This window comes from Verrucomicrobiaceae bacterium (assembly GCA_016713035.1).
Taxonomy (GTDB): domain Bacteria; phylum Verrucomicrobiota; class Verrucomicrobiia; order Verrucomicrobiales; family Verrucomicrobiaceae; genus Prosthecobacter.
This window is the reverse complement of sequence record JADJPW010000001.1, coordinates 56,072-70,791: the sequence shown is the minus strand read 5'-3', so window position 1 is coordinate 70,791 and position 14,720 is coordinate 56,072. Positions and strand designations below refer to the sequence as shown.

Annotated in this window: 14 protein-coding genes and 1 pseudogene; 9 read left to right on the top strand and 6 right to left on the bottom strand. The window is 60.1% G+C overall.

What is annotated here, in order from left to right; genetic code table 11:
• Nucleotides 1-142 precede the first annotated feature (142 nt).
• The 3 genes and pseudogenes from purD to IPK32_00300 all read right to left on the bottom strand — a co-directional run bounded on the left by purD (nucleotide 143) and on the right by IPK32_00300 (nucleotide 3,291).
• The gene (gene purD / locus IPK32_00310; protein ID MBK8090467.1) at nucleotides 143-1,255 is read right to left on the bottom strand and encodes a phosphoribosylamine--glycine ligase; all 1,113 of its coding nucleotides are present in this window, start codon (nucleotides 1,253-1,255) and stop codon (nucleotides 143-145) included.
• A 16-nt stretch (nucleotides 1,256-1,271) separates the two neighbouring features.
• A pseudogene (locus tag IPK32_00305) lies at nucleotides 1,272-1,707 on the bottom strand (nucleoside deaminase).
• Between the two features lie 81 nt (nucleotides 1,708-1,788).
• The gene (locus IPK32_00300; GenBank protein ID MBK8090466.1) at nucleotides 1,789-3,291 is read right to left on the bottom strand and encodes a hypothetical protein; all 1,503 of its coding nucleotides are present in this window, start codon (nucleotides 3,289-3,291) and stop codon (nucleotides 1,789-1,791) included.
• Nucleotides 3,292-3,432: 141 nt separating this feature from the next.
• Between IPK32_00300 and IPK32_00295 the strand changes: the two genes are divergently transcribed.
• On the top strand, nucleotides 3,433-4,602 hold the full coding sequence (locus tag IPK32_00295; GenBank protein MBK8090465.1) for a class I SAM-dependent rRNA methyltransferase: 1,170 nt from the start codon (nucleotides 3,433-3,435) through the stop codon (nucleotides 4,600-4,602).
• Nucleotides 4,603-4,674: 72 nt separating this feature from the next.
• On the opposite strand, the gene IPK32_00290 is transcribed toward IPK32_00295, so the two are convergent.
• From IPK32_00290 to IPK32_00280, 3 genes are all read right to left on the bottom strand, one after another.
• Entirely contained in the window at nucleotides 4,675-5,025 is a 351-nt protein-coding gene (locus tag IPK32_00290) for a hypothetical protein (GenBank protein MBK8090464.1), read from the bottom strand.
• A 147-nt stretch (nucleotides 5,026-5,172) separates the two neighbouring features.
• Nucleotides 5,173-5,742, bottom strand: coding sequence for an elongation factor P (locus IPK32_00285; GenBank protein MBK8090463.1), 570 nt, complete (start codon nucleotides 5,740-5,742; stop codon nucleotides 5,173-5,175).
• Between the two features lie 76 nt (nucleotides 5,743-5,818).
• Nucleotides 5,819-7,006 carry a PAS domain S-box protein gene (locus IPK32_00280; protein ID MBK8090462.1) on the bottom strand — a complete coding sequence of 396 codons (1,188 nt, stop codon included), beginning with the start codon at nucleotides 7,004-7,006 and terminating at the stop codon, nucleotides 5,819-5,821.
• Between the two features lie 14 nt (nucleotides 7,007-7,020).
• On the opposite strand from IPK32_00280, the gene IPK32_00275 reads away from it, so the two are divergent.
• From IPK32_00275 to IPK32_00240, 8 genes are all read left to right on the top strand, one after another.
• On the top strand, nucleotides 7,021-7,341 hold the full coding sequence (locus IPK32_00275; GenBank protein MBK8090461.1) for a divalent-cation tolerance protein CutA: 321 nt from the start codon (nucleotides 7,021-7,023) through the stop codon (nucleotides 7,339-7,341).
• A gap of 73 nt (nucleotides 7,342-7,414) precedes the next feature.
• Nucleotides 7,415-9,367: a hypothetical protein gene (locus IPK32_00270; protein MBK8090460.1), complete on the top strand. Its 1,953-nt coding sequence runs from the start codon at nucleotides 7,415-7,417 to the stop codon at nucleotides 9,365-9,367.
• On the top strand, nucleotides 9,364-9,702 hold the full coding sequence (locus IPK32_00265) for a hypothetical protein (GenBank protein ID MBK8090459.1): 339 nt from the start codon (nucleotides 9,364-9,366) through the stop codon (nucleotides 9,700-9,702). Before IPK32_00270 ends, IPK32_00265 begins: the two co-directional genes overlap by 4 nt.
• Nucleotides 9,703-9,755: 53 nt before the next feature.
• Nucleotides 9,756-10,505: a hypothetical protein gene (locus IPK32_00260; GenBank protein MBK8090458.1), complete on the top strand. Its 750-nt coding sequence runs from the start codon at nucleotides 9,756-9,758 to the stop codon at nucleotides 10,503-10,505.
• Nucleotides 10,502-11,959, top strand: a complete 1,458-nt coding sequence (locus IPK32_00255; protein MBK8090457.1) for an NAD(P)H-hydrate dehydratase — start codon at nucleotides 10,502-10,504, stop codon at nucleotides 11,957-11,959. The genes IPK32_00260 and IPK32_00255 overlap by 4 nt, the downstream gene beginning before the upstream one ends.
• A gap of 64 nt (nucleotides 11,960-12,023) precedes the next feature.
• Nucleotides 12,024-12,500: an NfeD family protein gene (locus IPK32_00250; GenBank protein MBK8090456.1), complete on the top strand. Its 477-nt coding sequence runs from the start codon at nucleotides 12,024-12,026 to the stop codon at nucleotides 12,498-12,500.
• 57 nt (nucleotides 12,501-12,557) lie between these two features.
• Nucleotides 12,558-13,568, top strand: a complete 1,011-nt coding sequence (gene floA, locus IPK32_00245) for a flotillin-like protein FloA (GenBank protein ID MBK8090455.1) — start codon at nucleotides 12,558-12,560, stop codon at nucleotides 13,566-13,568.
• A 24-nt stretch (nucleotides 13,569-13,592) separates the two neighbouring features.
• On the top strand, nucleotides 13,593-14,138 hold the full coding sequence (locus tag IPK32_00240; protein MBK8090454.1) for a hypothetical protein: 546 nt from the start codon (nucleotides 13,593-13,595) through the stop codon (nucleotides 14,136-14,138).
• The last annotated feature ends 582 nt before the right edge of the window (nucleotides 14,139-14,720 follow it).

The window sequence follows — 14,720 nt, the reverse complement described above, 5'->3', positions numbered from 1 at the left end:
TTGTGGGAAGGAGAGCAACTTTTGAGTGTATCCACAGATTGCGCAGATTTCACAGATGGAAGCCCATCTGCGTCATCTGTGAAATCTGTGGATAAAAATTCAGGTTATTCGGGAGACCTGGGCAGGCAGAAAGAGACAGAACTCACTCGAAATTCCGCGTGCCGATGTCTGAGCGGCGCTGCATGCCGCCGAAGCTCACTTTAGCACTCTCTGCATACGCTTTATCGCGTGCTTCATGCCGAGTGGTGCCCTGGGCCACGATGGCGAGCACGCGGCCTCCATTCGTCTCAAATTGACCTGCACTATTGCGGCGGGTGCCGCAGTGATAGACGCGTGCATCCGCGCTTACCGCCTCCAAGCCGCTGATCACATCTCCATTCCGAGAAGAGGCCGGATAACCCGCACTCGCACTGATCAGGCAGATGCTCCATCCCGCCGCGAACTGGATCAACTCTGGCCGCAGAGAGCCCTTCGCCGCCTCAAACACATACTGGGAAAAATCACCGCGCAGCATCGGCAGCACCGCCTCCGCCTCTGGATCACCGAAACGGCAATTGTACTCGATCACCTGCGGGCCGCTCGGAGTCAGCATCAGGCCAAAATACAAAAAGCCGCGATATTTGAGCCCATCAGCCAGCAGACCGCGCACCGTGGGCTGCACGATCTCTGCCTCGATGCGGCGCATCGTCTCTGCATCCGCTAGCTGCATGGATGCCACCGCACCCATGCCGCCCGTATTCGGCCCTTCATCGCCATCGCGGATTCGCTTGTAGTCCCGTGCTGGCATGAGGATCTGATACTGATCATCACACACACTCGCGAAAATGGAGATTTCTGGCCCGGTGAGGCATTTTTCGACCAACAAGTCACCAGCGCCAAAGCAGCGCTTCTCCATCACCTCGTCGATGAATTGCTCCGCCTCCGCCTGGCTGGTACAAACGGCCACGCCTTTGCCTGCGGCCAATCCATCGAACTTCAGCACGATGGGCACCTCCGTCAGTGCCGCCTTCGCCTGCGCGGCATCCGTGCAGATGGTGAAATCCGCCGTCGGGATGCCATGACGCTTCAAAAATTTCTTCGCAAAGCCCTTCGATGCCTCCAACTGCGCCGCCTCCTTCACCGGGCCCCAGCATGGGATACCGGCCTCGGCACACAGATTCGCCAAGCCGCGTTCTTTGACCAGCCAGGCCTCCTCCCCTGCGACACACAGGTCGATGGCATTCTGCTTCATCCAGTCGATGAATGCCCTTCGCATGCTCACGCCCCTCCGCGCGGCGACGACGTGCCTCGGCGAAAAAATCCTTCAAAATGGCCACACAATCATCCTGGAGCACTCCAGGAGTGATTTCGCAGCGGTGATTCAGATTCGGAGCCTGCACCAGATTCCAGAAACCGCCCGCGCCGCCGCCCTTCGGATCACCGCAGCCAAAAATGACCCTCCGCACACGGCAGTGCACGATCGCGCCCGCGCACATCGGGCAGGGTTCCTTCGTCACATACAGATCGCAATTCTCCAGCCGCCAATCCCCCCACCGCGCTCTGCGCCTGCGTCAGCGCCAGCATCTCCGAGTGCGCCGTCGCATCCTTCAGCGTCTCCACCTGATTCCAGGCCCGTGCGATGATGCTCCCCTCATGCACGATCACCGCGCCGATGGGCACCTCATTCTGTTTAGCAGCCTTTTGGGCCTGCCGCAGAGCCTCACGCATGAAATACGTGTCGTCGCGGATGAATTCGGGGAGCATGAGATGGCAGTGTGACGAGGATTCAGGAACAAAAAAGTTCTGGCGCTATTTAAACAGCCCGCGGAGGCCTTTGAGGCCTTCGAGGAGGCCTTTGGCTTTTGCGGGGTTGCTGATGAGGTCTTTGAGGCCGGTGGCTTTGCCGACTTTTTCGAGCTTGCCCATCAGGCTGTGGGTGACTTTCGGTTTGGAGAGTGAGCCGGTGATTTGCAGGTCGAGGTAGGGATTGCCGCGATCATCGGAGATCATGCCGATGACCATGCGACCGATGGTTTCTCCCAATCCGGTCTGTGCGATGCCACGGAGGATGTTTTCACGCAATACGGGGCCGAAGGTGATTCTCACTGGCACGCCTTGCTGGTCATGTACGGGGTCGATCCAGGCGTCTTGTTTGACGGTGAATTGGAAATCTGGCAGCACGACGTGCATGGGCTGGCGGAAAGTGAGGACGTCATTTTGATGCTCGATGACGGCGACGGCGTCTTCTGCGAGTGGGCCACCGAGTCGCACGTCACGGATGTCGATGCCGTGTTTGAGGAGCTGGTCGAGCTGCTGCCCGGCGGCATCTCCGACGGTCATGTGGCCGCCGAGGAGCGATCCGCGCTCGAGAGTGAGTGTGAGCTTGGTCGCGGGCCGCCATACGCCTGCCTGGGGGTCCATGGGATGCATGACGCCCTGTCCGATGAGCCGGATGTCTGCAAAGGTCACTTCCTGCATGCGGCCACTGACTTCGGCCACGCCGCGCACGATGGCGTGACCACCTAGATCGATGTTGAGGGTGTTGTGACGGGCTGGATTGGCTGGATCGACGTCGATGTCGGTCAAGGCGATCTCTAGGTCGCTGATGTCGGCGTCGAATTGTGCGGCGACTTCTTTGTTGGTGATGTGAGCGTGGACTTTTTCGATGCGCACCTCACGCAGGGGGATGCGCTCGGCTTTGACCATCTCGGGCATGGGCGGCTCGATGTCTCCGGGGGCTGGAAAGGCCTGTGGCGGTGCGAGGGGCGGTGCGGGCTCGATGGTGTAGGTGCGCGGGGTGCCTGGGGGCGGTGGCTCATCGGGCACAGGGAGTGCTTTGGGCACCGAAGCGGGCTCAACGGCGGCGATTGGCGCATCGGGCGCTGGTGGTGGCTGAAAGAGCTTTTCCAGGGAGCTGCCGGTCTGTGGATCGAGCGTCTCCCAGACCTCCACGCCACTGATGCGGAGTAGATTGGGCGTCACGAGGCCGCGCCAGATGTCGTCGCTGAGTAGCTCGGCGTAGGCGAGCTCGATCTGCACGGGGGCGGACTCTAGGCGGGGTCTTTCTGCGAGTGGTTTGCTGACAAAGGCATCCCGTGGGGCGATTTTGATGCCTTTCAGCCGCAGTGTGGGTGGCCAGGTGAAAAGGGTGAGCGTGGATTCTTGGAGCTCGGCACGGCAGTTGCAGGACTCTTCGGTGAGGCGAACGAGATACTCCGGTGTGGCGTAGCCGCGCACCCACATCGTGAGGGCTAGCGGTGCAGCCAGTGCGAGCAGGAACAGAACGCCGAGGATTTTGAGCGCGAGTTTCATGATGATCTTATGGTGAATGACGAATGCGGATTGTCGAATGCAACGGTGCCCAAAGTTCGAGCGTCAACACGACTATCGGTGGTGTGTGAGAGTCACCGCGCTTGCATTGCGGCTCAAACGCATCTTTTAACGTCTCCACGCATGTCCACACTCATCATCCAGCCCCGCGCACGCCTTTTTCATGGTCACGTCTGGGTTTACGCCACCGAAATCCAAAAACGAGCCGGTGATCCACAGCCTGGCGATGTGGTGCGCTTGCAGGATGTGCGGGGAAAACCGCTGGGAAGTGCCATTTACAATCCGAAATCGCAAATCAGCGCCCGCTTGTTTTCTTACCGGCGGCAGGATCTGGATCAGGATTTCTTCACCCGGCGGATCGAACGTGCGATCAAGCTGCGTGAGGCTGCTGGGGCCGATATGCGGCTGTGCCGCCTGGTGTGGAGTGAGTCGGATGGGCTGCCGGGAGTGGTGGTGGACCGGTATGGTGATTTTTTGGTGCTTCAGACGCTCACGCTGGGCATGGATAAGAGACAGGACATGATCGTGCAGGCTCTCAATGAGCTGCTGAAGCCACGCGGCATCGTACAGCGCAATGAAGGGGCTGTGCGGCTGGCGGAGGGGATGGAGCAGGTGAAAGGTGTCATCTCGGGTGAGACGCCGGAGCCTTTTGTGGTGCGACATGGTGGCAGTGCCTTTCATGCGGACCTGATCGAGGGCCAAAAAACGGGCCTTTACCTCGATCAGCTCGATAATTACCAACATGTCGCCTCGATGGCGAAGGGACGCCGCGTGCTGGACTGCTTTTCAAATCAAGGTGGTTTCGCCCAAGCGGCCTCACTGGCCGGTGCGGCAGAGGTGACGGCGGTGGACATCAGTGAGGCGGCGATCGTGATTGCCAAAAAGAACGCAGAAATCTCCGGGGCCAAGATTCACTGCGTGGCGGAAAACTGCTTTGATTTCCTGAAGCGCCAAGAGGCTGCGGATGCACGCTACGACCTCATCATCCTCGATCCGCCATCCTTCACCAAGAGTAAAAGCACCGTGCGGGATGCGCTGCGCGGCTACAAAGAGATTCACCTCCGTGCGATGAAGATGCTGGAGCCAGGCGGCATCTTTGCCACTTTCACCTGCTCACACCACGTCAGCGCAGGAGAGTTCCATAGCAGCATCACGGAGGCTGCGGTGGATGCGCGGAAGGTGCTGCGCCGCGTGCGCACCTTTAGCCAGAGTGCGGATCATCCTATGTTGGCGACGATCCCAGAGACGGAGTATCTGCGTGGTTATGCGTATGAGGTGGTGGCTTCTTGGTAAAAAGAAAACGCCTGTGGGCGGATGAGGCACCACAGGCGTCTGTGAATGGTGAAGAGCTGTGCTAGAGCGGCTTTATTTGCCCTTATGCACGTCGTGGCAGGCTTTGCAGTTCACGGCTTTCTTGTAGTCGGCGATGCCGGACTTGTCTCCGCCTTGCACTTTCTTGATGGCGCTGATGAGAGCGTCGGTTTTCTTTTCCCAGGAGAATTTGTCGCCTTTGGCGGGAGTGTCGGCCTTCATGGCTTCGTAGCATTTCAGCAGCGTGCTGAGGTCTGCGCTGGATGCCTCGCCCTTGCCTACTTTTTTGCAGATTGCGTCTTCGGGCTTATGGTACTTTTTCATGGCATCCTTGGTGGCATCGCCAGCAGAAGCAACGGTGAGACTGAGGGAGAGGGCGAGCAGGGTGAGCGCGACTTTCTTCATGGTATGATGGAGGATAGTTTTTATTGGGGACGGGCGGATTTTCCGCAGCGCGGCGGATTGAAGGATATTTTTACGGTTTTGTGAAGAAAAAAATGCCCGAACGCTTTCGCGGTCGGGCATTTGGAATTTCTACGAGAGAGGGGCCGATTAATTCGAGCGGCCCAGATAGGTGCCGTCTTCGGTTTTGACGCTGATTTTATCACCAGGGCCGATGAAGAGGGGGACCTGCACGCGGAGGCCGGACTCGGTGGTGGCCTCTTTGTAAACGTTGTTGGCGGAGTCGCCCTTCACGCCCTCGGGGCTATCGGTGATGGTCATGACGATGCTGGCGGGCAATTCCACACCTGCGACGACGTCGTCGGTAAAGATGACGAGGTATTTCTGGCCTTCGATGAGGTATTTGCGGGTCTTTTCGTCGATCTTGTCATCACCGAGGAGCACGTCCTCGAAGGTTTCTGGGTGGATGAAATGGTAGCCGTCGCCATCTTTGTAGCTGTACTCGTGGTTGTCGCGGACGAGGTTGACAGACTCCAGAGACTCATTGGAGGTCATGCGCAGGTTCGAGACCTTACCACTGGTGATGCTGCGGATGGACATCTGCACATAGGAAGCCATGCGCGGAGGTGTTTTGAGTTCAGTTTCGGAAACGAGGCAGACGTCGTTGTTGTAACGGACAGCATGTCCCTTGCGGAGATTGATGACGGGGGTGGCAGGCATAAGAAGGGCGCGTTCTTTGGCGAGGTACGGGAGCTTTGCAAGCCAAGAGGCAGCTCGGGGGCGCTGCCGCAGCGGCTCAGAGGCCTGGCGGCGGTTCTTTGCCGTCTTCTGCCGTGGGCTCTGCACCCGGCGCGGCGAGTAGGCGGGTCTTTTTTTCCACTAGGGGGAGCCAGAGGGTAATGCGGGTGCCTTTGCCCTCGCGGGACTCGATGTCGATCTCGCCCCCATGCTCACGCAGGATGCGGCGCACGATGAGGAGGCCCAATCCCGTGCCGCCACTGCGTGTGGTGGCAAAGGGCTGAAACATCCGCCCCATCTGCGCAGCGGCGATGCCTTTGCCACTGTCCTCAAAGTCGAGCCGCACCTCAAAATCGGTGAAGGTGCCGCGAATGACGAGTACGCCGCCTTTCGGCATCGCTTGGCAGGCATTGCGGATGAGATTGAGAAAAGCCTGCTGCATCTGCGCGGGATCGAGCGGCATGTCGGGTAGATCGGTGCGCAGATCGAGGCTCACTTTGACCTTTGCACGGCTGATCTCGGGCTGGAGCACCTTCAGGCACTCATCGAGCAAGTCGCGGATGCTGGTGCGCTGGAGCTGTGGGCTGGTGGGGCGGATGGCGGTGAGGAATTGGGTAATGATGCTGTCCAGGCGCTTGATCTCACCAGTAGCGACATCCAGGTGCTCACGCAGCGGTTCACCTTTGGCCCCCATTTTCTTGATGCGCCGCTCCAGGAGCTGGAGGTGGATGGTCAGTGAGTTGAGCGGATTGCCCAGTTCATGAGCCACGCCTGCTGCGAGCATGGTAAAGGCATTCAGCCGCTCACTCTCGATCTGCTCCTCGGTGCGTTTCCGCGTCTCCGTCACGTCGCGGATGAGCATCACAAAGCCCATCGCGGTGGTGCCATCGTCGATGGCGGTGATGTAGAAGTTCAGGAAGCGATTCTCTGGGTAAAATACCTCCATGTCACGGCTCACGACGGTGCCTGGCGACATCAGCGCCTCCCAGTCGAGCCCACGCACGCCCTGGGCGAGCTGCTGGCCTATGACGGCCGCCTTATCCATGCCGAAGAACTGGCAGGCGGCACGGTTCACATACGTCACCTTGCCATCCTGGCCCAGGAGGATCACGCCTTCACGTAGGGCCTCGAAGACCTTTTCCAGCAGACCTTTCTCCCGCAGGAGCTCGATGACGATGCCCTGCACCTCGCCTGGCTCCAGGCGGTCCATACGTTTGATGAGCTTGTCGATGAATGCGGATCTCATATAAGATAGCGAGTATGAACGAAGTACTCGTCCTCTTCAGCACCTTCCCCGACATGGAGAAGGCCCGCTATGCTGCCACGGCCCTGGTGGAAGCTCAACTAGCCGCCTGCGTGAATCTGCTCCCCGCCGTGGAGTCCATCTACCGCTGGCAGGGGAAGACCGAGTCTGCCCAGGAGGTGCTGGCCATCATCAAGACTAGCGCCACCGCCCTGCCCCGCTGCGAGGCACGGCTACGCGAGCTACACCCCTACGAGGTGCCAGAAATCATCGCTCTGAGGCCGGAACACATCGCCCCTAGCTACGAACACTGGGTGCTGGAGGAAACCCGTCCTTGAAAAGCCACTGCTGCGGAGGAACATCTCTGCCCGTCAGTACACGCTCACCCCCTTTCACAAAAAACGCCCCCGCATGTCGGAGCCGAACCAGTTCAGGCACTATCAAATCGTCCAAGACGCCGACGGCAACAACGTCGAGCTCGTGCGTGATGCCGGACAGGTGGCCGTATTGGCCTTTGACACCCGCAAGCTCGAATTCGTCCATACCCATGTGCTGCTGAAGCCGGTGGCCAATCGTGCTGCCTTTGAGAGTGCCTGCCGCACGCTTCAAAATGAGGGCCACCCAGCTCTCGCACGCATGATCGAGTTCGGTGAAGATGAGGGGAATGCCTTTTACATCACCTCCAGCATCGACGGGGAGCCTCTGCGCTCCTACCTGACCCGCCTCAACGAGATCCCCTGCTGGCTCGCCGTCATGCTGGCCTGTCGCTCGCTGGAGACAGCCGTCGCGGTGGCGGAGCGTGGCGATTATTTGACCGAATCACCGCTGGATGGCTTCCGCGTCGTGCAGACCGGGCCGCAGACGGTGCAGGTGCTCGCAGCCGACTTCCGTGTGCTCGATACCACGGGTGTCGCGAAGAAAAAGGCCCTCAAAAGTGGCTTTGAAAAGCAGGCGAAGTTTTTGAAGTCCTTTCTCAATGAGCAGACCACCAGCAACGTCGCTCTGCCAGATCACCCGGTGCCCGCTGCCGATCTGATGGAGCTACTCGGGAGCTGCCTCACGAATTCTGGCTCCAGTGTCACCACAGCCATGCGTGAGCTCATCGCCGCACTCCAGCGGCTAGCCCCAGAGCATCTCTCTGGCGAGATCCCCGCTGCGCAGAAGCCCCGTGCGCTGCTCGCACCCCTGCTGGCTGGTTATCAGGAAGTCGCACGCGGCGTGGTCAATCTCGTCCGCATCCAGAGTCAGCGGTTGGACATGGCCAATCCATACAGCATGCGCGGCACGCTCACCAAGACGGGCCGCTCCGTGCTCGTCGAGCAGGTGCCGCCCTCGCGTGTCACCTCGCCCAAAGTGCTCACCGCCGCACAGACCGCACTCAAGACGACAAAAAAGCGTGAAAACACCGCGCTCATCACCGTCGCTCTCGTCAATGAAGCCGAGGGCATCACCTGCCTCGCAGAAGAAATCCCAGAAGGCATCAGCCTGGCCGATTTACTCCGTGAGCGACGCAGCATCGACGTGCAGGAGGCTTACCTCGTCCTCGCGAATCTGGATACAGCCCTCACCCAGCTAGACGCCTCACCGCTCGCCCTGAGCAAGCTGCGGCTGGAGGACATCTTCCTCCTCACTGGCTTCTCCCGCGATGATACGCGCTCGGCCAAGCTGCTCACCACACGGCTCAATCAATGGCCCGCCTTCAACATCATGGTGCGTGCCCACCCCACGCTCGCCTCCATGGCAGGCCGTGGCACAGATCCAGCCGCACTACTTCCAGCACCGTCGAAAAATGCGGCCAACTCTCCCTCATGGCATGGCAGTTGGCTCGCCGCATTGGCGAAGCTGCTCATCGGCATGCACTCCCCCGTCGGAGTCCAGCCAGAGCCGCCAGCCGCCTCACGCGAGCGTGAGACCATCCCCCGTCTCCTCGATGAAGAAGCCGCAAAAATCGCGGACGCCTCTCCAGCGACGCGGGCAGACTTCCTCGCTCGCTTTGCCCGCATCATGCAGCATCACGATCTGGTGAAACCGCTGCCGCAGGCCTCCAGCGGGGAGACAGACCGCCTCATCACCAAGACCAAGCCCAAGACGACTGCCACAGTCACCCGTGCTGGCACCAAGACCACCACCACAGCAGTCACCTCAGCACTCACCACCCCCGCAGTAGCCGCCGCAGAGGAAACACCCGCTGCGGGATTTGCCGAGTTACTTTTCCGCACAGGCGCAGCCGATCCATCCCCGCCTCAGGCCCCCGAGTGGGCTCAAAATTCCGGCGGCATGCCCCCACCTTGCCAGAGCACCTTTTACTCAACGATGGCGTCCCACGCTGGCTCAAAGCCGCCGTCTTCATCGGCGGGTCCATGATCCTCGGTGCCATTTTTGCCCATTTCAGTGGTGGGGCTCTTTGGCTCAAAAAACGCGGCGTTCCAGCCCCCAGCACCCACTCAGCCACCGTCATCCCCGCTCCCACCGCGCCAAAATCCGCCCTCCCCACTCCTCCGGCGGCTCCAGCGGTCATTCGCCCCCGGCCAGGAATCCCCATTCCTCCTCCGCCACCCGCTCCCACCGAGCAGGTGCCGCTCAAAGCCATCCCCGTGCCGGATGATGAGCCCGTCGAGCCTGCTGATGGCATCAAACTCGCCCCGCCGCCCAATGCTGGCAGTCTCCGCGAGCAATTGATGCGCGAGCCCGCCAAGTAAAAAGCCCGCACTTGGCAAACGTCCATCCTTCGGCTCTCTGGGAGTCGCTACACATGACAGAAGCCTCCTCCACTCCTCATCCAGATCCGGGCCGCTGGATTCGTGCCGCCTTGGTAATTTTCCCAGCAGGCACCGTGATCCTCGGCATCGCCAGTTTTGGCATCTGGCAGCTCAAAAAAGACCAAGAGGAAGATCGCAGCTTCAAGTATGCCCAGGCACTCAGGCGGGAGATCAGCCACAGCGGCATCGAAAAGCATGCAGAACTACTCCGCCACGTCCTGCTCCAAAAAGATGCCCTCCAGGCCGTGCCAGCCTATTTGCAGTCCATCATGGGCGAAGAAAACATGGGCTACACCATGCGCAGGCGGCGCTTTGATGCCGCAGGCCAGGAATGCGCCTTGATCGACACGGAGCTAGCTGGAAAAAAACTCTGGCGTGAGGTCAATCTCATCCTCGTGCCCTACACCGCTGGGGAGGACTCCGCAGCCCTACCACTGGCCGTGATGCTCTCCGTCGCACATGAGCTCACCGGCCGCCCGATGCTGCGTACATTGCGCTTTGCCGCGCTACCGCGTGTCGATGGCGCACTAGAGCTCATGGCCGCTCAAATGCGTGATGAGGGAGACCGCGTGATGCACCTGCACGTCCTCGGCCCCATGCCAGAAAAGCTCCCCGAGCTCTGGAAGACCAAATCCTCTGGCACCGCCATCAGCAACCCATCTCTCCCTGCCAACTCCGCCGATGCAGAGACCTTTGCCCGAGCCTTAAAAAGCCAACTCATCGAGCAAACCGGCCAACCATGATCCTCACCTGCCAGCAAATGCAGCAGTGCGAAGAAACAGCCTTCGCACGCGGCATCTCCGCTGCCACACTCATGGAAGAGGCGGGCCAAGGCATCGCACGGGTCGTGCAGCAGTTTTTTCCTGCTCCAGGCACACTCATACTCTACCTCGGAAAAGGAAACAACGCCGGTGATGCTCTCGTCGCAGCCCGTGAGCTGGTACAAAAAGGCTGGCGTGTCCTCGCACGGCTCACTGCACCTCCAGCGGAGATGAAAGAGCTCCCACGCGGCCATTTCGGCCCCTGGCTCACACAGATCGACGATGCACGGGCCGCTGCCGCATCCTCACGCCGCCCACTCGTGCTGCTCGATGGCTTACTCGGCATCGGCTCCAGCGGCGAAATGCGGCCAGAACTCGTCCCCCTGGCCACAGAGATGCATGAGCTGCGTCAGCGCCACAAAGCCACCATCATCGCCATGGACCTACCGAGTGGTCTTGGTGGCAAAAAAGCCGTGGAGGCCGACATCACCGCCTGCATCGCTCATATCAAAGACACCCTGCTCGAAGACGGTGCCGAGCGAAACGTCGGCCGCATCGCTCTCGTGCCACTCCCCGCTCTGGCAGAGGCGCAGGGAGATGCAGGTGCCGCCATCCTCACACCACACACCGTCCGCACCTGGCTGCCCCACCGGCACAATGACTGGCATAAAGGCGATGCAGGCCGCGTGCTCATCCTGGCAGGCTCACGCGGCCTCCTCGGCGCAGCAGAGCTAGCCTGCCGCGGAGCCCTGCACGCAGGAGCCGGCCTGACCACACTCCTGGTCAAAGAAGACGTCTATGACCTACTCGCCGCCCGCGTGCCGCCCGAGGTGATGGTGAAATGCGTCGATGACTACCGCGAAGCACTCGATCTGAAGGCCGATGCACTCGCCATCGGTCCTGGGCTGGGTTTTGAGCATGAAAAAGAGATCCTCGAAGTGTTACGACAGGTGAAAGCGCCCTGCGTCCTCGATGCTGACGCCATCACCATGCTCTCACGCCATCCCGATACGCTCGATGCAATGCACGGCCTACCGCGCCTGCTCACCCCGCACCCTGGTGAAATGACACGCATCCTCGACAGCTTCCCCGGCTGGCACGGCATGGATCGGCGCACACTCGCAGAGCGCTTTGTGAAAGCAGCGCCGGGCCGCAGCCTCTTGCTCAAAGGAGCCCGCACCATCATCGCCACCGCAGGCGAGGTCACACTCTACAACACCACCGGCCACTCCGGCATGGCCAGTGGCGGCATGGGAGATGTACTCACCGGAGTCTGTGCCACCTTCGCCGCACAGCGGGTGCCGCTTCACCGCGCCGCCGCACTCGGAGCCTGGCTCTGTGGCCACGCCGCCGAGCGAGCAGGCCACCACCCCATCACCGCTAGCGAGCTAGCCGCCCACCTCAGCGCCGCCATGCGTGTCGAGGCTGAGTTTTAGCCCCGGCGCAGCGGGCAGAAGAGCCCCCTTGACGCTCAGACCACTGGCGTCCAGCATCCCCTGCATGCTTGTCAGTATCCTCACCCTCGCACTGTTCGGCATCCTGCTGCTCCTCTTGGAGACATTCTTACCGGGCATGATCGCAGGCATCATCGGTACACTCAGCCTCATTACGGCAGTCTGGCTCACCCTCACCGCAGACGACCTGCATGACTGGAGCGGAGCCCAGCGGACAGCCATGGCCGTAGGCATCATCCTCTTCGCCACCATCGTCATGCTGTTGTGGCTGAAATGGTTCGCAGTGAAGTTTTTCCGGCGCAGCTTCACCCTCGAAACCGCCATCGGCAGCAGCGCAGAGCCAAAACTAGCCGCCACACCAGGCACCAAAGGCATCGCTATCACCGAGCTACGCCCACTCGGCCGCGCAGAGATCGGCGGCCAGCGCTACGAAGTGCGTTGCCAGACAGGACATGCACCAGCCGGCACCGCCATCGAAGTCATCGCACAAGACTTCGGTTCCTTGGTCGTCCGTCCGATTTAACACGGTTTTTCCACTCCACACGTCACACGCTTTCATCCAATACACCCCACCACTCCCATGAGCACCTTTGAAATCCTCCTCACCGGCATCGCCGTCATCGTCGGGCTAATCCTGCTTCTCCTCGGCACGAAATTTTTCAATCTCTGGCTCCGTGCGTGGATCGCCAATGCCCCCGTCAGCTTCACCACCCTACTCGCCATGTGGCTACGCGGCGTGCCAAACGCACTCATCGTCGATACCCGTATCACCGCCGCCAAAGCAGGCATCCCCATCAATACCGATCAGCTCGAAGCACACTTCCTCGCCGGTGGCGAAGTCACCCACGTCGTCCTCGCCCTCATCGCTGCGGATAAAGCCGGCATCCCGCTCGACTACAATCGCGCCTGCGCCATCGACCTCGCTTGTAAAGGCACCGGAAAAACCGTCCTCGAAGCCGTACGCACCAGCATCAACCCCAAAGTCATCGACTGCCCACACCCCGACATGGGACGCGGCGGCAAAATCGACGCCGTGGCCAAAGATGGCATCTCCCTCCGCGTCCGCGCACGCGTCACCGTCCGCACCAATCTCGACCGCTTCGTCGGCGGTGCCACCGAGGAAACCGTCGTCGCCCGCGTCGGCGAAGGCATCGTCACCTGCATCGGCTCCTCCGCTTCCTACAAAGACGTACTGGAGAATCCCGACAGCATCTCCAAGCTCGTCCTCCACAAAGGCGTCGATGCCGGTACCGCCTTTGAAATCCTCTCCATCGACATCGCCGACATCGACGTCGGAGAAAACGTCGGTGCCAAGCTCCAAACCGAACAGGCAGAAGCCGATAAAAAGATCGCCCAAGCCAATGCCGAAATGCGCCGCGCCGCAGCCGTCGCCCTGGAGCAAGAAATGTCCGCCCGCACCCAGGAAATGCGTGCCCGCGTCGTCGAATCCGAGGCCCAAGTCCCCATGGCCATCGCAGAAGCCTTCCGCAACGGCCAACTCGGCATCATGGACTACACCAAATACAAAAACATGCTCGCCGACACCGACATGCGCACCAAAATCGCCTCCGACGCCCCCACCGCGAAATAAGGCAGCCCTTGCCACCACCGCATCATGACTCCCACCGTGCTTCACGCCGAGTTCGATTACTTCCAGGCCGCCATCATCGTCCTGGCCGTCATCTACAGCTTCGTGAAATGGCTTTGGGAAACCTGGACCGGCGAGCGACAGGCCAAAGAAATCCTCGAGCGCCAAGAAAAAGCCCGCGAGACCCGCCGCGACATAAAGCCACCCACGCAGCCCGCAAAACCACCGCCGCTGCCTCAAAAACCGCTCCCCACCATCACTCCCCCATGGGAAGAGCTCCGCAAAGCCTGGAAAGAAATCCGCGAGGCCAAAGTCCAGCCCCCCAAGCCCGCTCCCGCCACCCGCAGTAGCCCAGCCAAGCGCCAAGCAGCCCCCACGCCCGCACCAGCTCCCCCAATCCAAGCCCCCAAAGCCGCAAGCGCCCAGCAACACCCCATCACCGCAGGACACCCCACACCCACCCCTGCGAACAGCCTGCTCGGCACCCTCCACCAGCTCCGAGGCAATCCAGCCGCCATGCGCCAAGCCATCATCCTCAGCGAAGTCCTCGGCCCACCCAAAGCCCTCACCTGATCGAAAATTCCGCCTCCTTGAACTCAGAAGTCTTGTGAACCACAGCGGTCACGGAGAGACACAGAGTAACAAGCTCTCGCCCCCCCCAATTTTCTTCTCTCATCTCTACCCTAATCGCCACCCAAAACCACAGGCCTGGCTCAAACGAGAATCATGCAACAGGACCCATAAGACCTATTCAGCTTATATATTTGCAGGTGATAGGCAACATCATGGGTAAGAGCGAGATACCTCTGGTTTGGACAAATGGCGGGCGGCGACGAAACTTCATGGGGCAACATTTTTGGGCGATGGGCTAATTCGTTTCAATGGGGAGGGAGAGGATGAAGTGTAGGTGCAAGCATATAATAAACAAAACCATGAGCATTAACATAAACAGCGCCAACTACTAGACAGCGCAAAGACTCATAGCCGACTACAGTTATCAACGCGCTTTTAGCGGTATACATATTGCAAGTCCTCGGCTTAGCCGGGTGAGGTGGACCTGATTCCTGCCACCAGGGCATTCAAGCGTTCCGGTTTTCTCAATTTTACGAAATTATCACATTTCTATGAGAAATGGTTGATGTGGTTGTTATGGAA